Raw genomic sequence first — 20,860 nt, forward strand, 5'->3', positions numbered from 1 at the left:
GGCCGATCCCGAGTCCCCGGCCGTGACTCACTCGGGATGGTTGCCCGAGGCGCGGCCCGCGTCGAACGGAGTGGTGACGCCCTCGTAGGCGAGGTGGAAGGTCATTCCCAGGGACGCATGGCCGAGGTCGTGGCAGTGCGACATCCAGATGCCGGGGTTGTCCGCACGGAGTGCCTGCGCGTGGTCACGATGCTCGGCTACCGGCCCGCGCAGCTCTACTGGTACGACTCCTTCTCCTACCTGGAACACCGACATCCGCGGCCTGTACTCGGTCGAGCCGTACGCGAGCTTCCTCGGGGCCTACCAGTACTCCGCCTACCTGCGCGGCCCGCTGCTCGGCGTGATCCTGGCGGCCGGCGGGCTGGGCGCGGTGCTGCGGCGGCGGACGGCGCTGCTGCCCTGGGGGTCGCGACGGCGCTGCTGGTGGGACCGGTGGCGGTGCTCGACTTCGACCACCGCCACGTCCTGCCGGTGATCCCGTTCGCCTGCCTCGCCGCCGCGCTGGCCGTGCCGGCTATTCGTAGGCCATCGTCGCGGACTCCATCTCCTCGGCGGCCGTGAGCACCGTCTGCGGGATGAACACCACCGCCGTGGTGCCCCCGAAGGGCGAACGGTTCAGGGTGACCTTGATGCCGTGCCGGGCGGCCAGCTGGCTCACCACGAACAGGCCGAGCTGCTCGCTGTCGGCCACGTCGAACTCGGGTGGGCTGGCGAGTCTCGCGTTGATCGCCTCGCACTCCCTGACCTGCAGGCCGAGCCCTCGGTCCTCCACCTCCACCACGAAGCCCCGCCCGGCGATCCCCCCTCGGACGCTCACCGGGGTGGTGGGCGGAGAGAAGACCGTCGCGTTCTCCAGGAGCTCGGCCAGCAGGTGGGTGACATCGGCCGTGGCGGTGCCGGTCAGCTTGGCGTCCGGCATGGGAAGCACGTTGATCCGCTTGTAGTCCTCGACCTCGGCCACGGCCGCGCGGACCACGTCCAGGAGGGGTACGGGGTTGCGCCAGGTACGGCCCGCCGTGGCGCCGGAGAGGATGATCAGGCCCTCCGACTGCCGCCGCATGCGGGTGGTGAGGTGGTCCAGCCGGTAGAGGTCCTCCAGCACCTCGGGATCGGAGGTCTTGCGCTGCATGGAGTCGAGCTGGGTGAGCTGGCGGTGGACCAGCGACTGGTTGCGCCGGGCCAGGTTGCGGAAGACCCGGTTGAAGCCGTGGCGAAGCCTGGCCTCGCCCACTGCGGCCTCGACGGCCGTGCTCTGGACGGTGGAGAAGGCCCGGGCCACGTCGGTGATCTCCAGCGTGGTGCCGGTCGTGGGAATGGGCGGCGCGTCGGTCTTCACGTCCACCGACTCTCCTCGCCTGAGCCGCTCGACGACCTGGGGCAACCGCACCTCGGCCAGCTCCAGGGCCGTCATGCGCAGGTGGCCCAGCTCCTCGGCGAGCCTCCTGCCGAGCTTGGCCGACAGGATCACCGCACCCAGGATCGCGGCGAGGCCGAGGCCGCCCGCGATGATGATCTGCGCGATGATGCCGCCCGCGGTGTCGTCGGTGCGCTCGTTCAGCAGCGCGCCCCGGCTGGTCAGGAACCGGTCCGTGGTCGAGCTGAAGGCGTCGGCGATGGGCTGCCAGGCCTTCTTGTCGAAGGGCAGCTTCGACTCCTCGATCATCTCGACTTCCAGGGCGACCAGCCCCCGGTAGCCGGGGGAGACGACGAGCGTCTTGAAGGGACCGCTGAGCTCGTCGTCCAGCGCCGCGACGCCCTCGGAGAGCAGCAGCCGCCGGTTCGGCGCGAGCACCTCCATCGCCTCGTACTCCGCGTGGGTCAGTTCACCCGCCAGGGTCGCGCCGGAGACCAGCGCGTCCTCCCTGGAGAGCAGATCCTGCGCGTGGGAGATCCGCTGGAGCCCGACGGCCTGCTGGTAGAGCCCGATCTCCGAGACGGTGACGACCTGGTCCTGGAGCCGGTAGACCGCGTCGGTGATCTCACTGAACGCCTCGACCGCCTGGAGACGGTTGACCGTGTGCCCGTCGACGTCCCCCCGGATCGTGCGGAGCTTCTCCGCCTGGAGGGTGACCTCGGAGATCGCGGCGCCCAGTGCCGGGTCGAGCACCGACGTGGTCTCCAGGGAGGTGGTGTGCCGGAGGAAGTCGGCGACCGCCTTGTCCGTCTGCCCGCGTGCCTCGGACAACGGCCCTTCGGTCTGCTCGGCGGCGCTGCTGAGCTGGATGGCCGAGAACTTGCGCTCGTGCCGCACCTCGATGGCCAGCCTGGTGGCGGGCGCCGACACCTGTTCGTACAGGGTGCTGGCCTGGCGCAGCTCGAAGAAGTCCCCGACGACATAGCCGGTGACGAACGCCCAGAGTGCGACGAGCGCCACGATCGGAAGACTGAGCAACGCGTAGAGCTTGAAGCGAATGGTCCGGGATGCCATATCTCCGTGCCTGCAATATCAGTAAATATCGCGAAAAGTCGCAGAATAACAGTCAGTAGCGGTCGGCGTCCGGGAATCCCAGATCACTTCTCCGCCGATGATCGTCGCAAGGCACCGTCCGGGCCCCTCCTCGATCAGGGTCCGGTACGGCTCCACCCCCACCGGAACGTCGAAGACCGCAAAATCGGCGGGTCCGCCGGGTCCGAGACCTCCTTCGATCCCCATGGCGCGGGCCCCGCCCAGCGTCGCGGCCTCGACCAGTCTGCGGTCCAGGTCCGCGGCCAGGTAGCCCTGCCGTACCGCGAGATCGCGCAGCACCGCCACGTCCGCCAGCACGTCCAGCGACGGAGAGGAGGAGAGCGAGTCCGTGCCGACCGCGACGAGGTTGCCCTCGGTGAGCAGCGCGGCCACATCGGGGCCCTCCATGCCGAGCGTCTGGTTGGAGCGGGGGCAGAGCGCGACGACGGTGTCCCGCGCGCGGAGCAGCGCCCGGTCGTCGGCGTCGAGGTGGACGCCGTGCGCGACGTGGCACCCGGGCCCCAGCATGCCCAGCTCGCCGAGGAGCGCCGTCGGGCCGAGCCCGGTGCCCCCCTCGCGCAGGACGGCGAAGTCGAATCCCAGCTCCCTGACCAGCAGGGCCAGCGGTCCGGTCCCCGAGACCGTGTACTCCCGCTCGTGCTCGCCCTCCGCGAGGTGGACGTGCAGGCGCAGACCCAGCTCGTGGGCGAGCCCGGTGACGTCCCCGAGCACCCCGGTGTCCAGGGTGTACGGCGCGTGCGGCGAGATCCCCACCGGCTGCCCGGCCTCGGTCAGCAGGGCGGCGAACCGTTCCCGCCCCGACGCGGCCCAGCTCTCGTCGGTGTCGCCGAGCACCTCCAGGTACGGCAGGCCGCCGAGGCCGGCGTCCCGCAGCGCGCTCACGGCCTCGAGGTCGGTGACGACGTCGGCGGCCGAGGTGGTCCCGTATCGCAACGCCTGCCGGGCGCCGTCCCGGGCACTGGCCGCCCAGTCGATCGGGGCGCCGAAGTAGACCTCGTCGAAGGCCGTGGACCACTCCTCCAGGGAGGCGTAGCGCTGCCGGCCCACCTTGGCCATGTACGTGTACTGCAGGTGCGTGTGGGCGTTGACCAGACCGGCGACCATCACCCCGTCCCAGCGGGTCTCCTCCTCCCCCTGCCACTCGTCCATGATCTCCCTGCGCGGGCCGGCCGCGACGACCCGGCCGTGCCGTACGACCAGGGCGCCGTCGCGGATGAAGGGTGCGCTGACCGGAAGGATCAGCGGTGCGGAGTGGATCACGGCGTCCACACCTCTCCGAACGGACCGAGGATCTTGGTCACGGTCATCGCCCCGGCGAGCACCGCGAAGCCGGCCAGGACCAGGTAGTCCGTACGGCCGAAGGCGAGTTCGCGCATCCAGGTGCGGTGCTTGGCGCCGAAGCCGCGCAGGTCCATGGCGTTGACGGTGTCCTCGGCGTCGATCAGCGCGTTCACCGTCACCGGGACCACGACGGGTCTCAGCGAGAGGAGCTTCCTGAACGGGTTGCGGCTGCGGCTGTGCTCGTAGCCGCGGACGCGCTGGGCGTCGATGGTCTCGCGCAGCGCGGCGGCGGTGGACGGCAGGAACCTGAAGGTCAGGTCCACGCCGTAGGCGAGGCGCTGCGACAGGCGCAGGCGGGCGAGGGCGGTGCCGAGGTCGCTGGGCGCGATGTTGAAGGCCACGGGGAAGCTGACCATGCTGAGCGAGATGTAGCGGAGCAGCGTGGTCACCGCGTACGACAGCGTGGTCCAGGTCATCTCGGTCCCGGTGATCGGGATGGTGAACAGCGCCGGACCGGTTCCCGCGCGGGTGTCCGCTCCGGTGACGACGCTGTTCACCACGACCAGGATCAGGGTGAAGGTGAGCAGCAGTGCCCAGTTCGCCCTGACCTCGCGCCACGGAATGCCCGCGGCGAGGTAGTACAGCCAGGCGATCGCGGTGCAGAGCAGCATGCCGCGGACGTCGGCCACGTTCGCCACCGCCACGAGATAGAGCACCGGGACCAGCAGGAGCAGCCGTGGGTCACGGCGCCCGAGAAAGGACCCCGAACCCAGATACCGTGGCGTGATGTCCATCGCTTACAGGCCCGCCCGCTTGGCGAGAGGCTCCCAGGCCGCGTCCAGCACCGGGACGAGGATGACGACCGCGATGCCGTTGGCCAGCAGCGCCGGGAGATAGTTCAGGGTCAGGAAGACGTTGAAGTCGACGCCCTCCTGGAACCAGATGTCGGTGATGACGAAGAGGAGCCCGAGCGCGGTCGCGACGAGGGCGCCGAGCGCGGTGACGACGTGACGCACCGCCTCGTTGGAGATGGGCGGGATCGCGGCGAAGATCAGTGCGGCGATGGCGCCGACCAGTCCGTTGGCCACGCTCCAGTTCCAGTACTGCAGGCCGGATCCCTGGAGGAGGTCGATGATGACGTTGCCGACGAAGCCGACGAAGAAGCCCGCGATGACACCGAAGCGCTTGCCGAAGAACGGCACGAGCGCGAACGCCGGCCGGACCGTGACGCTCTGGGTGCCGGGGATGAGGAAGCTGAACAGGCCGAGCACCGCGTAGAGCGCGGCGCCGACGGCGCCGAACACCACCGTCCTGGAGTTGATCGACCATGGGGAGTGCTGCTGCGATAAGGCCCCGGTGCTCATGATGGGGGGTTTCCTTCCTGGGGGGATCGGTGGGAGACGAAGCGCGCGAGGTCGAACGGGTGGGGAATCCCTCCCGCGCCGTGAAGGCCGTTACGGCCGTGCAGGTGGTCGCGGATGGCCCGGACCAGGCTGGTCTGACGGAGCCCGGCGCGCGCCCACACGTCCGCGCTGCCGGCGAGCTCGGCAGGCGACATGTCGGCGACGATCCGGCCTCCGTCGACGACGACGATCCGGTCGGCGGAGGTCAGCGCCAGGTCGACGTCGTGGGTGATGAAGTAGACGCTCTCGGTGGCGGCCAGGACCTGCCGCATGAACAGGGTCGTGGTGTGCAGGTCCTGACCCGCGGTGGGCTCGTCGAGGATGAGCGTGCGCGGCCGCATGGCCAGGGCCAGGGCGACGGTGAGCCGGCGCTGCTGGCCGAAGGAGAGCGTGCGCGGCGAACGGTTCATGATGTCGTCCTCGTCGTCGAGGAGCATCGCGCGCAGCACCTCCTCCGACACCCGCTCGATCTCGGCGGCGGACCAGCGGAGGTTGCGGGGGCCGAAGGCCAGCTCGTCGGCGACCGTCGCGCAGAACAGCGCCTGGCCGGGGTTCTGGAAGACGTATCCGAAGGTGGTGGCCAGATCCCGGGTCGAGCGCTCGACGATCGGCGCGCCGTCCACGTGGACCGTGCCGCGCAGCGGTTCGAGGAGCCGGACGGCGGCACGCAGCAGGGTGGACTTCCCCGCCCCGTTCCTTCCGAGGATCGCGACCCGCTGGTGGGTTCCGAGCGCCAGGTCCACGCCCTCCAGCACGTTCCGCTCGCCGTACCCCAGCGTGACCCGCCGGTAGTCCAGCCGCGGGTCCGGCCGTGCGGAGGCGGTTCCCGCAGGAGGCAGGTTCGCAGGAGGCGGGTTCGCAGGACCGGATGAGGTGGGACGCGGCTTCACGGGGGGCGTGCCAGCGAGGGCGGACGAGGCCGGCCCCGGCTCCGCACGGGGCCCGTCGCCGGGGGCGGGCGTGATCTCTCCACGGGGTGGGCCGGGGACGAACGGCAGCTCCGCGGCCCTGGCCACGAGCGTTTCGAACGGGAGCTTCACGTGGGCCACGGGCGCGGTCGCGAGGAAACCGTCCACGTCCCCCGCGTAGCTGCCCCGCCCGCCCTCCAGGTAGAGGACCTGCGTGGGGGCGAACTCCAGGATCTCCTCGACCCGGTGCTCGACGACCACGGCCGCCCCGCCCTCGTCGACGAACCGGCGCAGCTCCCCCATGAGGCGCAGGCTCGCCTCCAGGTCGAGGTTCGCGAGCGGCTCGTCCACCACGACGATCCGGGGCCGCATCACCAGCACGCCGGCGAACGCGACCATCTGCAGCTCGCCGCCGCTCAGCTGGGCGGTGGCCCGGCCGAGCAGGTGCCGGATGCCCACCCGCTCGACCACCTCGCCGATCCGGCGGCGGATCTCCGCGCGGGTCAGCCCCAGGTTCTCCGGGCCGAAGGCCAGCTCGGTGTCGACGGTGGTGCCGACGATCTGCTTGCTGGGATCCTGGAGCAGCGTGCCGACGACGGTGGACAGCTCCTTGACGGTCTGCTCGGCCACCGGACGCCCGCCGACCAGGACCTCACCGGTCACCTCGGCGCGGTAGGCGTGTGGGATGAGCCCGTTGAGCAGCCGGAGCAGGGTGCTCTTGCCGCCGCCGGAGGGCCCGCTGACCAGCGCGAGGTCCCCGGGGCCCACGGCGAGGTCCACCCCTGCGAGCACCTGCCGGCCGGTGGATTGGTAGCGGACCGAGGCGCCGCGGAGTTTGATGGTCACAGGCCACTTCCCAGGAACTCTCGCTGCCGTGCGGACGGTGTGTCGAGGCCGATCCCCAGCGCGTGCAGCTTCAGCCGGGCGACCCGCTCGTCCAGCTCCGCGGGCATGAGGTGGACCGCGTGCGCCATCGCGTGGCCCCGCCGGACGAGGTGCTCCACCGCGAGCGCCTGTACGGCCAGCGAGAGATCCATGATCTCGATCGGGTTGCCCTCGGCCGCGGCGCAGTTCACGCACTCCCCATCGGCCAGTACGGTGACGCCCGGCGGCACGTCGCCGGTCTCGACCTCGTCCGGCACGCCTCCGGCGACGGCCACCACGGCACCGGGCCTCATGGCCCGCAGGTGCTCGCCGGTGATCGTGCGCGCGACGCCGGTCGCGGAGAACACCAGGCCCGCCTCCGGGCAGGCGTCGAGGAGCGGCAGGACCTCGTACCCCTCGTGGTGGGCGCGGAGCGCGGCGAACGGCTCCACCTCGCTCACGACGACCCGGGCGCCGAGCGCCCTGGCGTAGCGGGCCACCCCCTGGCCCACGTACCCGTAGCCCGCGACCACGCAGACCTCGCCGGCGAGCTGGAGGCCGGTGAGGTCGAGTGCGGCCATCACGCAGGACTGGCCGGTCCCGTGCACGTTGTCGAACAGGTATTTCGAGCGGGCGTCGTTGACGGCCAGCACCGGGATCCGCAGCTCACCCCGGTCCGCCATCACCCGCAGGGGACGCAGCCCGCTGGTCGTCTCCTCCGCGGCTCCGATGAGCCCGTCCAGGAGATTCTCCGCGTGCGCCAGCCGTACGACCCTGGACCCGTCGTCGACCAGCACGTCCAGCCCCTCGCGGAGCATGCGCAGCGCGAAGTCCCTGTCGTCGGCGGGCGAGGCGTCGGAGCGGGCGAGCACGGTGACGCCCTCGTGCGCGAGGGCGGCGGCCACGTCGTCGGCGACCTCGCTCGCCGGGCAGGTCACGGTCACGTCCGCCCCGGCGTCCCTGAGCGTCAGCGCGAGGTTCGCGGTCTTGGGCTCCAGCATGAGCACCAGGCCGACCCTGCGCCCGGTCAGGTCGAGCTGCCCGGCGATCGCGGTGAGCACCGGCATGAAGCGCCGCGCCCAGGAGATCTTCTCCAGTCCGCGCACATGGAGCGAGGGATCCCTGATCCCGGCTAACACGCGCGGTCCAGCACGGACGCCTCGCGGCCGTGCTCCGGCCCGTACGCACCGTCCGGCACGGACGTCTCGCGACCGTGGTCCGGCCCGTACCCGCCGTCCAGCACGAACACCTCGCGGCCGGCGTCCAGCCTGTACGCGGTGATCCCGTCACGGACCCTCGTCCCCACCGGCGCCGCGAACGGCTCCGCAGGCACGGCAAGCAGGTCGGCGGAGGGCGCCGCGGGCGTCCCCGCCGGCGCGGCGAGCAGATCGGCGGACGGTTCCGCGGTCGCCAGGATCGCGCCGTCCCGCAGGAGGCCCAGATGCTCTCTCTTCGCCCCGACCACCAGGTCGGCGATCGGCAGCGCCCTCTCGGCCGGCAGCACCCGGTGGCCGTGGAGGGCTCCCGCCGGGTCGGTCACGAGGGTCTGCGCGCCCATGGCACGGAGGCGGGCGGCCAGCTCGGGTTCGTGCCCGAGGACGGCCACCCGCTTGCCCGCCATCAGCAGGTTGGTGAGGCGCAAAATATTCTGGATAACGGTCTGTGCCCGACGGTGTCCGTCGCTCATGGTCTTTAATCCGATCTTCGCAAGGTCCGATTAAAGGGGAGAGCCATGGCTCATGACAATGTTCGTTCACGTAATGACACATAAGGGATGTCCGATGTGACCCTCCCGCCGTCGGCCGGGGACCCGCCCACCCCGCTCCACCGCCGGCCGAAGATCTGTCCCGCGTCGTCCTGCCACAGGCCCAGGCCTCCCCCCGTCCCGCTCAGCCCCAGGCCAGGCCCCTCTCCGTTCCGCTCGCCCCCGGGCCCGGGCCTCTCCCCGTCCCGCTCCGCCTCCAGACGGGTCCCCGCCACGCACCCCGCCACCCCGATCGGCGGGCCTCCCGGGTGTGCGAACACCAGATCGACATGTCGTTTTTGTGAGATTGTTGATCTAGGTTCACTTACAGGAGGTGTTCGGTGTCAAGGGCGACGTTCCGAGAACGACTGCGCTACTGGTTCGACAACACGATGTCGCGAGGCACGGTGGCGCTGATCGGCTGGCTCGCCCTGGTCTCATTGGGTCTGATCCTGACCGTCACGCTGTTGAGCCTCTGGCTGACACCGGCCGAGGCGACGAAGAACCACGGCGTCATGGGCATGATGTGGATGGCCCTGATGCGGACGCTGAGCCCGAGCAAGATCGCCAGTGACACCGGGAGCGCCCCGTTCATCGCGTTGCTGTTCGTCGCCTCACTGGGCGGGATCTTCATCGTGAGCGCGCTCGTGGGTGTGCTCTCCAACGGGCTGAAGAGCAAGTTCGAGCAGCTGCGCAAGGGCAAGTCCCGGATCATCGAGACCGGGCACATCGTGATCCTGGGTTGGTCGGAGCAGGTTTTCACGATCGTCACCGAGCTGGTCCAGGCACACGCGAGCGACCGCGGATCGGTCATCGCGATCCTCGCCGACAAGGACAAGCTCGCCATGGAGGACGACATACGGCAGCACGTGGGCGACACCGGCAGGACCAAGCTGGTCTGCCGGACCGGGCGGCCCACCGAGCCGGCCGACCTCAAGCTGATGAACCTGGACGGAGCCCGCTCCGTGGTCGTCCTGTCGCCGCAGGGCGACGACCCCGACGCGCACGTCATCAAGACGCTGCTCGCGCTGGCCAAGCGGTCCGGCGACCGCCCGCCGGTGGTGGCCGCGATCGCCGCGACCGCCAACATGGCGGCCGCCCGCCTCGCCGGCGGCCCGGACGTCCACCTGGTCGACTCCGACGACACCGCCTCCCGGCTCATCGTCCAGTCCTCCCGGCAGTCGGGCATGTCCGTGGTCTGCATGGACCTGCTCAACTTCACCGACGGCGAGATCTACCTGCGCTCGGACCCGGACCTCACCGGCATGACGTACGGCGAGGCGCTCCCGGCCTACCAGACCGCCACGGTCATCGGCCTGCGCCGCGCCAGCGGGGTCATGCTGAACCCGCCCATGGACACCGTGATCTCACCCTCGGACGAGATCATCGTGATCGCCCATGACGACTCGCTGATCCACCTGGCCGCCGGCACGCCCGGGGCCGAGGAGGATTCGATCGTCTCGGCCGAGCACGTCAAGCCGGGCACGGAGCGGACCCTGATCCTCAACTGGAACAGCAGGGGCCGCCAGATCGTCCGCTACCTCGACGGATACGTCGCCCCCGGCTCCGTCCTGGACGTCGCCTCCGACCACCCCGACGCCGCGTTCGGCTTCGAGGGGCTGGGCAACCTCACGGTGAACGCCAAGGACTGCGACACCTCCGACCGCTACGCGCTGGAGTCGCTGGGCCTGGGCGTCTACCAGCACGTGATCGTGCTCTCCGACGACCGCTACGGCACCGACCACGCCGACACCCGCACCCTGATGACCCTCCTGCAGCTCCGGGACATGCAGACGTCACTCGGCGAGCGCTACTCGATCGTGAGCGAGATGCACGACGAGAACAACCGGAGCCTGGCCGAGGTCACCCAGGCCGACGACATCGTGATCAGTGACACGGTCATCGGCCTGCTCCTGGCCCAGCTCGCCGAGAACCAGCATCTGGCCGAGGTGTTCGGCTACCTCTTCGACTCCCGCGGGTCGGAGATCTATCCTCGCCCGGCGAACCTCTATGTCCGCCCGGGAGCCCCGGTCGGCTTCGCCTCGGTGATCGAGGCGGCCCGCCGTCGCGGCGAGACCGCGATCGGCTATCGCCTGGCGGACCGGGTGAACGAGGCTCCGCACTTCGGCGTCGTTCTCAATCCCAGCAAGTCACGACCGCTCGACCTCGGTCCCGACGACTCGGTGATCGTCCTGGCCGAACGCTGACCCCGTAACCGTCCTGGCCGGACGCCGCCCGGTTCTCCGGCGGCGTCCCGGTCTCCCCGGCTCTGCCCAGGTCAGGCAGTGATCATGAAAGCCAGTCCGAGCAGAACGGCGACGGGGATCAGCCACACCACGGCCTCAACTGCGAACTCCTTGTACACGGCGAGCTTCTCCCTCTATGTCCTGCTAAATCCACGAAAACGACGATGCGCAGCATATGCGCATCGGGAGACGTCTCCATACTCGAACCCAAGTGCAACTCCGGAGTTGCGCCCGATGGGACGATGTGCAACTCTGGAGTTGCATCCAATCGCGGTGACAAAGGAGTCTCCTCATGAGCGAGAATCAGATCGAACGTGAAACCCTGATCGCGGCACCCCTGGAGCGGGTCTGGTCACTGGTGACCCAACCCGGGTTCTGGGTGGCCGACCCTGCGGGCCTGCCCGGCACCGTGGCCAAGGAAGGCGAATCGACGGTGGCGAAAAACTCCGAGTACGGCGACTTCCCGGTGCGCGTGGAGAAGGTCGAGCCGCCGACGTACGTGGCGTACCGCTGGGCCAGTGCGTTCCCCGGAGAAGAGCTGCGCGAGGACAACAGCACTCTCGTGGAGTTCACGTTGACCCCGGAAGGCGACAAGACGCGGCTCCGCGTCGTCGAGAGCGGGTTCGCGACGCTGGCCGGGTCCGAGGAACTGCGCAGCCAGGCGATGAAGGACAACACCGGCGGCTGGCCCGACGCGCTGGACGCGTTCAAGACACGCACCGAACAGTCATCCATGTGACGGACGAACGTCGCGGCGCCGCCGAGGCGGTCGACAACGTCCTCGTCGCACTGGCCGACCCGACGCGACGTCAACTGCTCGACCTGCTCGCCACACAGGGAGAGGCCACCGCGACGACGCTCGCCGAGCGACTTCCCGTCTCGCGGCAGGCGGTGGTCAAGCATCTCGCCGTCCTGGACGCCGCCGGGCTGGTCTCCGGCGGCCGAGTCGGACGTGAGGTGCGGTACGCGGTGCGGCCCGCGGCGCTGGACGCGACGGCGCAGTGGATGGCCGCGCTCGCGGCCGACTGGGATCGCCGATTGGCGAACATCAAGCGCGTCGCCGAAGCGGCGGAGCAGGATTCGCGCTAGTCCCGCTTTCCGCGCGTGCCCCCGATTGACCCGGGGTGGCCACTCACAGCACCGGATCAGACACGGATGCTGACATGCAACGATGCGGCGCGTACGGAAAACAGGGCCGGCACTCCCGTTGCAGTTCTCCATTTTCCCCGGCCAGGGTGCCTGTTCTGAACGTAATGGGCTGACGCCCCGTCAGGGCGGCACGGGTTCGCGACTCACCCGATCGGGGTGCGTTGAGCCTGCCATGAAAACGAATGTCGAAGCGGTTCCGTGGACCACGGAACCGGAGTCGTTGCCGCTGCGGGTGAGTGAGCGATTCGGGTGCTTCCATCCGCTGCGGCGGATGCCGGACCAGGTGCGCGGGCTGCTCGGTCCGGTCTGCGGGAAGCACCGCCGGCAGATCGCCGAGCACACCGGTCATGCCACGCCGTACGGGCTGCGGCGACTGCCGTCCTGGTGTCGATGAAATCCGGGCGAGATCCGCGATGACCTGTAGGAATACGTCGCCGAGCGGCTCTGACAGCCGGACGGCGTACTGATCGTTGACGATACCGGGTTCTTGAAGGGAACCGTTTTATGACTACCGACACAACCTTGCCTCCACATTTCAGTAGCAAGCAGCGGTTGATCCTGCTTGTCCTGCTCGGTGCCGGGTTCATGCTGTCCGTCGACTTCTCGATCCTGAACGTCGGCCTGCCGGAGGTCGGCGCGGGCGTCGGGTTCGGATTGACCGGGCTCCCCTGGATCACCTCCGCATACGCGCTGCCTGCGGCCGGCTTCACCCTTCTGTTCGGCCGGTTGGCAGACCTGTTCGGCCGCCGCAGGCTGTTCCTGTCCGGCATGGTCCTGCTCACCGGGGCCTCGTTGCTCGGCGGCTTCGCATCCAATCCCGAGATGCTCCTGACCGCCCGAGTGCTGCAGGGATTCGCCACCGCGATGACGATCCCCGCGTCGTTGTCCCTGCTCACCACCACTTTCACGGAAGGCCCGACGCGCGACCGCATCCTCGGCCTCAACGGCGCGCTGCTCTCAGGCGGCTTCACCGTCGGCGCACTGGTCGGCGGCACCCTCGTCAGTCTGCTGAGCTGGCGGGCCGCGTTCTTCATCAACGTCCCGGTCGCCCTGGTCATCCTGCTGCTCACCCCCTTCCTGATCAGCGAGAGCAGCCTGCCCGACCGGGTGAAGCTGGACCTGCCTGGAGCGTTGACCGCGACCGGCGGTCTACTGGCCGTGATCTACGCGATCATCGAGAAGCACATCCCCTCGGCCGTCGTCGGCGTGCTGCTGCTGGCCGCGTTCTGGACGATCGAGCTACGCTCGCCCGCGCCGCTCGCCCCGGTACGCATCCTCAAGCGGCCCACGGTGAAGTGGGGTAACTACGCGGGGCTCGTGGTCTTCACCATGGAAACCGCCATGATCTTCCTGATGACGCTCTACTTGCAAAAGGTCCTGGGCTTCTCCCCGCTGACCACCGGCCTGATCTTCGGCGTCCCGGGCCTGGCGGCCATGGCCGCCGGGGTGATCGCCGGGCGCTTCATCGGGCGCTTCGGCAACCGCAAGGTCCTGGCCATGGGCCTGTCCGTGCAGGGCCTGGCGACCCTCCCGCTGGTGTTCCTCGGCGCCGATCGAGTGGCTCTCGCGGTCCTGATCCCCGCGCTGTTCATCGGGTTCTTCGGGCACGTAACCTCCATCGTGGCGTACACGGTGACCGGGACCTCGGGTCTGGCGAACGAGGAGCAGGGTTTGGCCACGGGCCTGACCTCGATGACCCAGCAGGTGGCCGTCACCGTCGGTATCCCGATCCTGAGCTCGGTCGCCGCGACGCAAAGCGTGGAGCTGACCGGCATCCACCTCGCGCTGAGCGTGAACGTGGCCGTGACACTCGTCAGCGTGGTCTTCATCTGGTTCGGGCTGCGTCCTCGCGGCGAGCGCCACACGGCAACTTATGCACTTGGGTGATGCCGGTCAGAACGACGGATATATCGAAATGTAGTGTTATGACTACAGAGAAAGGCTGTTGATCATGACGGACGCGACCAACGGGCAGCCGGACGTCATCGACGAGCGACTCATACTCGGCACGGGCTTCACCGAGGACGAGCGTCCCGAGATCGTCGAGCGGTTCGTTCCCCTGGGGAAACGGCTGCGCTCCTATTCCGGCGACTCGGTGGAGCTGCGGCTGAGCGTCAAGAACCGCGGCGGGGCGGAGCAGCGAGTGACGCTCGAATGCCTGCTCCCGCGTGCGGAGCCGCTGGTGGCCACCTCGTCCCAGCCCGATATGCCCGCCGCACTGACCGAGGTCCGCGACGACCTGATCCACCAGCTGGACAAGCTCAAGACCAAACGGGACCCGCGCCACGATCGGCCGCACCGGCCCTGACCTCGCGGGCCCCCGATCCTTCCCCGCGGTCGGACGACGATCCCGGCGATCGCCGATCCGTCGCCTTCACGGAGCCGGACTCCAAGGAGACCGAACTCCGTGAGCCGGACTCCGTGAGCTGAAAGGGGGTCACCCGCGCTTGGCCGAGCTGTCCTCCGGGGGTGCGTCGGGGATGGAGGCGCGGAACCAGCGGGTGCCGTACGGCTCCAGCGTGAACTTGACCTTGCCGCTGCGGGGAAGCTTGAGCGTGCCGTCCACCAGCAGGTCGGTCAGCACGTCGCAGTGACCGAGATTTTCGAGCGTGAGCTCCACCTTCGCCTCGCGGTCGGCGAAGTTGTGGACGGCGACCACGGTGCCGCCCTCGGCGTCGGCCCGGTGGGCCAGCACGGCCTCGTCCCCGGCGTCCAGCACCTCGTAGGCGCCCCAGGCCAGCTCGGGCGACTCCCGATAGCGCTCGATCAGCAGCATGATCCATCGGAGCATCGAGTCCGGGTCGCGGCGCTGGTCGTTCACGTTCACGTTCTTCGGGCCGAACTTCCCCGTGGGAGACGGCACGAGGGTCTTGGGGTTGGGCGAGAACCCGCCGCTCGCGGACCACTGCATCGGGATCCGGACGGCCATCCGGCCCTCGCCCTTGAGGTTCTCGCCGAGGCCGATCTCCTCGCCGTAGAAGAGCACCGGCGTGCCCGGCAGCGAGAACAGCACGCTGTAGGCGAGCTTCATCCGCCGCAGGTCGCCGTCGAGCATCGGCGGCAGGCGACGGCGGAGGCCCCGGTCGTAGACCTGCATGTCCTTGTCGGGACCGAAGGCGTCGAAGACCTCCTGCTTCTGCGACTCGGTGAGCTTGTCGAGGGTCAGCTCGTCGTGGTTGCGGACGAACATCGCCCACTGGGAGTCGTCGGGCGGCTCGGGCCGCTCGCGCAGGGCGTCGGCGAGGAGCTCCGGGTTCTGGCGGGCCATCGACAGGTGGAACCGCTGCATGGCGATGAAGTCGAAGCACATGGTGACCTGGTCGCCGTTGCCGGCGCCGAAGTATTCCATCAGGTCCGGGTAGGGCAGGTTGACCTCGCCCAGCAGGATCGAGGTGCCGTCGCGGCGGTTCATGAAGGCGCGCAGGTCGGCGAGGAACTCGTGCGGGTCGCCGCCGATGCCCTCGATCAGGAAGGGCACCGCGTCCACCCGGAACCCGGACAGCCCGAGCTCCATCCAGAAGCCGAGGATGCGCGCGATCTCGTCGCGGACCTCCGGATTGGCCGTGTTCAGGTCGGGCTGGAACTTGTAGAAGCTGTGGTAGTAGTACTGCCCCGTCTTCTTGTCGAGCTCCCAGAGGCTGTCCTCCTTGTCGGGGAAGACGATGGCCTTGGGATCGACGGGATCGGGCTTGTCCTGCCAGATGTACCAGTCGCGTTTGGCCGAGTCCCGGCTGGAGCGCGCCTCCTTGAACCAGGGGTGCTCGTCGGAGGTGTGGTTGACCACGAGGTCGGCGATCACGCGCATACCCCGGTCCCTGGCGGTGCGCATGAACTCCACGAAGTCGCCCAGGGTGCCCAGACGGGGGTCGACGGAGTAGAAGTCGTCGATGTCGTAGCCGTCGTCGCGGCTGGGGCTCGGGAAGAACGGCATCAACCAGATGCAGGTCACGCCGAGCCGGTCCAGGTGGTCGACCTGCTGGGTGAGACCGCGGAAGTCTCCGATGCCGTCGCCGTTGCCGTCCTTGTAGGTCTCGACGTCGAGGCAGTAGACGACCGCGTTCTTCCACCATAGGTCAGCTGTGTAGGTCAGTCGCATGCATGCGCACTACCCCCGCATGGCACGTTTATGAGATACGGCGGGTATGTATCGCTAGTCACCGGACATACGGCCCGAATGTTCCTCCCGTGAGGACCGCGGTGAGTACGGCAGGCGCCTCCGGCCACGGGCTCACCGGTGTCTGGAGGACACGGGGAGACCACGAAGGAGAGCGCGGGGGAAAGTCGCGGTGGAGATCGCGGAGAAGGTCCCGGAAGGGGTCGTGAAGCACCTCGGAGAGTTACGGTGTAGTCGACGGCCTGGAGGAGACCATGCGGCAGCCAAGGCGCGGTGCGCCCATCGGCCGGCTGCTCGCCCTGCTCGCCCTGCTCCTCCCGCTGCTCGTCTCCGGAGGCCTGGGCGGGAGCACCGCCACCACCCTCCTGCCCCGGCACACGGCGGTCGCCAAGGCCGCCGGCGAACATCAGCCCCTGTCCCATCAGGTTCCGCCCGACCGGCAGCGGCATTCCTTCACCACGGGCTTCACCGGAACCGGCGGAGGCGGCCACCCGGCCGCGACCCGCCCGTCTGACGCCCGATATCTGTCTCTCGCCCCCGGTTTCGACTGGCGCCCCGCCGGTGACGACGATTCACGTTCACTCGCGGCCCCGCTGGTCAAGCCGGGTCGCGCCCCGCCCCCCACAGGTAGCTGACACTCCCCCGACGAAACACCCGGAGTCGCTCCGGGTGCCTTTGCCGTACCCGGAAAACTCCCCCCAGCCTGTGGAGGCTTCTATGACGCGTGCCCCTGTGGTGCGCGCGATGGCGGCGTTAGCCGTCATCGCGACCTCATTGTTCATCGCCCTGACCATGTCCCCGCGCCTGGGTCTCGACCTGCGCGGCGGCACCCAGATCGTGCTGGAGACGAGAGACTCCCCGACCGTCAAGGCCAACGCCGAGTCCACCGACCGCACCCTCGAGGTGCTCCGCCGCCGGGCCGACTCCCTGGGTGTGGCGGACGCGCCGCTGGCCCGTTCCGGCGAGCGGCGCATCATCGTCGAACTGCCCGGCGTGCAGGACCCGGCCAAGGCCGCCGCGGTCATCGGCAAGACCGCCCAGCTCACCTTCCACCCCGTCCTCGCCGTGCCCGACGCCATGACCAAGGCGCGGAAGGGGGAGCAGATCATGTCCGATGAGTACGGCGCCAAGCTGCTCCTCGGACCGGCCCAGCTCACCGGTGACGGCGTCAGCGACGCCGGAGCCGGGAACGACGCCCAGATGGGCGGCGGCTGGTACGTCGCCGTCGACTTCCGCGAGCAGGGTCGTGAGGCGTGGGCCAAGCTGACCGGCGCGGCCGCCTGCAACCCGGTGGGCGACCCGAAGCGCAGGGTCGCCATCGTCCTCGACTCCAAGGTCGTCGTCTCGCCGCAGATGAACTCGGACGTGGCCTGCAAGGTGGGCCTGCCCAGCGGCTCGACACAGATCACCGGCAACTTCACCGCGGATGAGGCCAAAGACCTGGCCACACTGATCAAGGGCGGTTCCCTGCCGGTGCCCGTCGAGATCGTCGAGCAGCGGACCGTCGGCCCGACGCTCGGCGCCGCCGCGATCGCGGCCAGCGCCCAGGCGGCGGTCATCGGCGTGATACTCACCGCGCTGTTCATCATCGTGATCTATCGGCTCGTGGGCTTCATCGCCGCGATCGCCCTGGCCTGCTACGCGCTCATCTCCTACGCGGCGCTGGTGGGACTCGGCGCCACGCTCACCCTGCCCGGCCTGGCGGGCTTCGTGCTGGCGATCGGCATGGCCGTCGACGCCAACGTGCTGGTCTTCGAACGCGCCCGGGAGGAGTACGCCCTAGAACCGAACTTCAAGACCGCGCTGGAGAAGGGCTTCCGCAACGCCTGGAGCGCGGTGGCCGACTCCAACATCACCACGCTTCTCGCCGCGGGACTGCTGTTCTTCCTGGCCTCGGGTCCGGTGCGCGGTTTCGGCGTCACGCTGAGCATCGGCGTGGTCGCCTCACTGATCACCGCGATGGTCATCACCCGCGTCATGGCCCAGTGGGCGATGAGCCGCAGGAGCGTGCTGGATCGGCCGAAGCTGACCGGACTGTCCGACATCGGGCGCGTCCGGACCTGGCTGAACGCGCGCAACCCTGACCTGATGCGCCGCCGTGCGCTCTATCTCGCGGTCACCTGCGTGCTGGTGGGCGTCGCGGTGGGCGGGCTGATGGTCCGGGGGCTCAACTACGGCGTGGAGTTCACCGGAGGCAGGCTCGTGGAGTATTCCACGAGCACCCCGATGACCGCCGACGCCGCTCGCGAGCTGGTCAGCGGCGCGGGCTTCCCGAACGCGGTGGTGCAGTCGTCGGGCGACGACATCTCCGTACGAGCCGGCCAGATCGGCAACGCCGAGGTGACAAAGATCGAGACCGCGCTGGAGAGCAAGGGAGGGCAGGTCACCAAGGAACGCGACGAGCTCATCGGCCCGAGCCTCGGGGAAGAGCTGCGCCGCAACGCGCTCATCGCGCTGTGCGTCGCACTCGCCGCGCAGCTCGCCTACCTCGTGTTCCGGTTCCGGTGGACGTTCGGGCTCGCGGCGGTACTGGCCCTGGTCGCCGACGCGGCGATCGTGGTCGGCACGTTCGCCTGGCTGAACAAGCCGGTGGACGGGGTCTTCCTGGCGGCGATGCTCACCGTGATCGGCTACTCGGTCAACGACAAGGTCGTGGTCTTCGACCGCATCCGCGAACTGTGGGGAGCGCAGCGCAAGGTCTCGTTCGAGGAGGTGTCGAACACCGCGATCCTGCAGACCGTGCCCCGTACGGTGAACACGGGCCTGGGGGCGCTGTTCATCCTGGCGGCGCTGGCCATGCTCGGCGGCGACTCGCTGACGAACTTCGCGGTGGCGCTGCTGATCGGCATCGTCGCCGGCACGCTCTCCTCGGCGCTGGTCGCGGTGCCGCTGGCGATCGAGCTTGAGAAGCGCAGCTCCACGCCACCGCCGCAGCCCAAGCGCAGGGGGAAGGTCGCCGCCCCCGAGGGGTCGGGCGCCGTGCTCTGACCGCACCGAGGCTCACGGAGGGCGGCTCCCGCTCTCCGTGAGCTCTCCGCGATCTCTCCGTGCGCTCTCCGCGTACGGGATCTCCGGGAGCCGAGCTCCCCCGGGATCTCGTACGCTCTCGCAGGATCTCCCGAGCTCTCCATGGCGCTCCACGCAGGATCTCCGCGGGCCCTCGGGCATTCTCCGCGGGCCCGCACAACTGCCCGGGGCGCCGGCGTTCCCCCTCCCCCGTAACTCGTCAGGAGAGGGGGAACGTCAAGGAGGTCGAGTAAGAAAGCAAGAATGTCCTCAACCTAGCGATATCCCGCTAATGTGCTTCGCGTCTGATTCCCCTGCTCTGGAAGGCGGATGCCCTCATGGCGGACGACTACGCGATGACTTTCAAGATTGTCGATGTCGATGGCGACGGCTTCATCTCGGCCAACGAGCTGACGCAGCTCATGGAGGTGCTCGGCCAGCCGATCACCATCGAGGCCGCCACCGAGGCCATCGCCAAGATCGACCAGGATGGCAACGGTCTCATGTCCCTGGAGGAGTTCGGCAACTACCTCAAGTAGGCCCGAAGAGGAGACCTCCCGAACTGACCTCGATCCGGCCCTCGCCGATGCGCTGCCGTCCCTGGGCGCATGGTCCTCGACCCCGAGGCCCTCGGCGAGGCCAGAGGTCGGCATGCCGACCTCTGGCGCTCCTGGCAACCGCTGACCCGGCGGCGCTCCCGGCGGTTCGCCCACGCTCGACCCGTGAATCCCCCCTACCGGCCGCGATGAGCCAGTCGCGGGCCGAGCGTGGATCAGATTCCATTCCCCGCCGGCGCGGTCTCGACACCTGCCGCCGGTTCCGACATGCGCGCACGATGACCGCCCCGTCCTCCGGTAGGGCCTGCGGCCAGGTGAGGCGCGAGAAGGCCCCGGCTCCGATCGACCCCGTTCGGTATGCGTGCCCGATGACCGCCCCGTCCTCCCGCCAGGTGAGGCGCGAGAAGCCCGGCTCCGGTCAGCTCCGTTCGGCCTTCTCCCGCTCCGCGTTCTGCCCGGAACCCCGGGGAGCCTCGGGAGCCTCGGAGCGGCGGACGTAGACCGGGGTCCCCGTTGGGATCATGTCGTAGAGGGGCCTGGCGTTGTGGAGCGGGACGCGGATGCATCCGTGGGACGCGGGACGCAGGGGGACCCGTTCGGAGCCGTGGAAGCCGACCTCCCCATTGAAATAGACGGTGTAGAACTGCTCGCCCAGGGGCCCCTTGGTCCATCCGGGCGTCCGGAACCAGGCACGGAAGTCGCCGACGGGAGTGACGGCGACCCCGCAGCGGCCCTTCTCGCAGTAGTGCTCGCCGTTGCCCGTCGAGATGTGCGTGACCAGCGCGGGCTTGCCGTCCTTCCAGGCCGTGAGGAGCTGACGGCGCAGGTCGATCTCCACCCTCGTGGGCTCGGCGCGCACCAGCGGCCTGAACCGCGCCGGGTGGGAGAGCGCCCGCCAGGTCGTCAGGTCGACCTCGTCAACGGGAGGCAGTTCGTTCGCCTTCTGGAAGGCCCATACGGCCGCGCGCAGAGCGGGACGGTATTCGGAACTGGGAGACCCCGAGGCGAACCCCAGCCGGTCGAGCCGCCTCTGGACCTGCTGGACCTGGGCCCCGCTGTCTCCGACGTGCAGGGTGGTGAACCCCGACACCGCGACGCTCCCGGCCTGGGGCGCGGAGGAG

Annotated in this window: 20 protein-coding genes; 10 read left to right on the forward strand and 10 right to left on the reverse strand. The window is 69.4% G+C overall.

Annotation, left to right across the window (positions count from 1 at the left end):
* Positions 1–27 precede the first annotated feature (27 nt).
* The gene (locus tag DKM19_RS51335) at positions 28–144 is read right to left on the reverse strand and encodes a hypothetical protein (RefSeq protein WP_204358489.1); all 117 of its coding nucleotides are present in this window, start codon (positions 142–144) and stop codon (positions 28–30) included.
* 13 nt (positions 145–157) lie between these two features.
* Between DKM19_RS51335 and DKM19_RS43395 the strand changes: the two genes are divergently transcribed.
* Positions 158–475 (forward strand): hypothetical protein, encoded by a 318-nt coding sequence (locus DKM19_RS43395; protein WP_204358490.1) that lies wholly within the window; start codon positions 158–160, stop codon positions 473–475.
* A gap of 39 nt (positions 476–514) precedes the next feature.
* On the opposite strand, the gene DKM19_RS43400 is transcribed toward DKM19_RS43395, so the two are convergent.
* The 7 genes from DKM19_RS43400 to DKM19_RS43430 are packed head-to-tail and all read right to left on the reverse strand — an operon-like array spanning position 515 to position 8,610.
* Positions 515–2,428 carry a nitrate- and nitrite sensing domain-containing protein gene (locus DKM19_RS43400; RefSeq protein ID WP_110704362.1) on the reverse strand — a complete coding sequence of 638 codons (1,914 nt, stop codon included), beginning with the start codon at positions 2,426–2,428 and terminating at the stop codon, positions 515–517.
* Positions 2,429–2,446: 18 nt separating this feature from the next.
* Complete coding sequence (locus DKM19_RS43405; protein ID WP_204358491.1) at positions 2,447–3,727, reverse strand: amidohydrolase family protein; 1,281 nt, start codon at positions 3,725–3,727, stop codon at positions 2,447–2,449.
* Positions 3,724–4,542 carry an energy-coupling factor transporter transmembrane protein EcfT gene (locus DKM19_RS43410; protein ID WP_110704366.1) on the reverse strand — a complete coding sequence of 273 codons (819 nt, stop codon included), beginning with the start codon at positions 4,540–4,542 and terminating at the stop codon, positions 3,724–3,726. Before DKM19_RS43410 ends, DKM19_RS43405 begins: the two co-directional genes overlap by 4 nt.
* 3 nt (positions 4,543–4,545) lie before the next feature.
* Positions 4,546–5,112, reverse strand: coding sequence for an ECF transporter S component (locus tag DKM19_RS43415; RefSeq protein ID WP_110704368.1), 567 nt, complete (start codon positions 5,110–5,112; stop codon positions 4,546–4,548).
* Complete coding sequence (locus DKM19_RS43420) at positions 5,109–6,905, reverse strand: ABC transporter ATP-binding protein (protein ID WP_110704370.1); 1,797 nt, start codon at positions 6,903–6,905, stop codon at positions 5,109–5,111. Before DKM19_RS43420 ends, DKM19_RS43415 begins: the two co-directional genes overlap by 4 nt.
* A complete protein-coding gene (locus DKM19_RS43425; RefSeq protein ID WP_110704372.1) occupies positions 6,902–8,062 on the reverse strand; it encodes an adenosylhomocysteinase in 1,161 nt (386 codons plus the stop codon). Before DKM19_RS43425 ends, DKM19_RS43420 begins: the two co-directional genes overlap by 4 nt.
* Positions 8,056–8,610, reverse strand: a complete 555-nt coding sequence (locus DKM19_RS43430) for a hypothetical protein (protein WP_162642206.1) — start codon at positions 8,608–8,610, stop codon at positions 8,056–8,058. The genes DKM19_RS43425 and DKM19_RS43430 overlap by 7 nt, the downstream gene beginning before the upstream one ends.
* A gap of 398 nt (positions 8,611–9,008) precedes the next feature.
* Between DKM19_RS43430 and DKM19_RS43435 the strand changes: the two genes are divergently transcribed.
* The 6 genes from DKM19_RS43435 (at position 9,009) to DKM19_RS43460 (ending at position 14,370) form a co-directional block, all read left to right on the forward strand.
* The gene (locus tag DKM19_RS43435; RefSeq protein ID WP_110704375.1) at positions 9,009–10,874 is read left to right on the forward strand and encodes a TrkA C-terminal domain-containing protein; all 1,866 of its coding nucleotides are present in this window, start codon (positions 9,009–9,011) and stop codon (positions 10,872–10,874) included.
* 331 nt (positions 10,875–11,205) lie between these two features.
* Positions 11,206–11,652, forward strand: coding sequence for an SRPBCC domain-containing protein (locus tag DKM19_RS43440; RefSeq protein ID WP_110704377.1), 447 nt, complete (start codon positions 11,206–11,208; stop codon positions 11,650–11,652).
* On the forward strand, positions 11,649–12,002 hold the full coding sequence (locus DKM19_RS43445; protein ID WP_110704379.1) for a helix-turn-helix transcriptional regulator: 354 nt from the start codon (positions 11,649–11,651) through the stop codon (positions 12,000–12,002). Before DKM19_RS43440 ends, DKM19_RS43445 begins: the two co-directional genes overlap by 4 nt.
* A 232-nt stretch (positions 12,003–12,234) precedes the next feature.
* Positions 12,235–12,456: a hypothetical protein gene (locus tag DKM19_RS43450; RefSeq protein WP_110704381.1), complete on the forward strand. Its 222-nt coding sequence runs from the start codon at positions 12,235–12,237 to the stop codon at positions 12,454–12,456.
* A 110-nt stretch (positions 12,457–12,566) separates the two neighbouring features.
* Complete coding sequence (locus DKM19_RS43455; RefSeq protein WP_110704383.1) at positions 12,567–13,949, forward strand: MFS transporter; 1,383 nt, start codon at positions 12,567–12,569, stop codon at positions 13,947–13,949.
* A 64-nt stretch (positions 13,950–14,013) separates the two neighbouring features.
* Positions 14,014–14,370, forward strand: coding sequence for an HPF/RaiA family ribosome-associated protein (locus DKM19_RS43460; RefSeq protein ID WP_110706398.1), 357 nt, complete (start codon positions 14,014–14,016; stop codon positions 14,368–14,370).
* Positions 14,371–14,499: 129 nt separating this feature from the next.
* On the opposite strand, the gene DKM19_RS43465 is transcribed toward DKM19_RS43460, so the two are convergent.
* Positions 14,500–16,158, reverse strand: coding sequence for an alpha-amylase family protein (locus DKM19_RS43465; protein WP_110704385.1), 1,659 nt, complete (start codon positions 16,156–16,158; stop codon positions 14,500–14,502).
* Positions 16,159–16,430: 272 nt separating this feature from the next.
* Between DKM19_RS43465 and DKM19_RS43470 the strand changes: the two genes are divergently transcribed.
* The 3 genes from DKM19_RS43470 (at position 16,431) to DKM19_RS43480 (ending at position 19,721) form a co-directional block, all read left to right on the forward strand.
* Complete coding sequence (locus DKM19_RS43470; protein WP_110704387.1) at positions 16,431–16,811, forward strand: hypothetical protein; 381 nt, start codon at positions 16,431–16,433, stop codon at positions 16,809–16,811.
* 82 nt (positions 16,812–16,893) lie between these two features.
* The gene (gene secD / locus DKM19_RS43475) at positions 16,894–19,164 is read left to right on the forward strand and encodes a protein translocase subunit SecD (protein WP_110704389.1); all 2,271 of its coding nucleotides are present in this window, start codon (positions 16,894–16,896) and stop codon (positions 19,162–19,164) included.
* Between the two features lie 374 nt (positions 19,165–19,538).
* Entirely contained in the window at positions 19,539–19,721 is a 183-nt protein-coding gene (locus DKM19_RS43480) for an EF-hand domain-containing protein (RefSeq protein WP_239513910.1), read from the forward strand.
* 436 nt (positions 19,722–20,157) lie between these two features.
* Here the strand turns inward: DKM19_RS43480 and DKM19_RS43485 are convergent, their stop codons facing one another.
* Positions 20,158–20,829, reverse strand: a complete 672-nt coding sequence (locus DKM19_RS43485; RefSeq protein WP_162642207.1) for a L,D-transpeptidase family protein — start codon at positions 20,827–20,829, stop codon at positions 20,158–20,160.
* Between the last annotated feature and the right edge of the window lie 31 nt (positions 20,830–20,860).

Source organism: Streptosporangium sp. 'caverna' (genome assembly GCF_003203775.1).
Lineage (GTDB): Bacteria > Actinomycetota > Actinomycetes > Streptosporangiales > Streptosporangiaceae > Streptosporangium > Streptosporangium subroseum.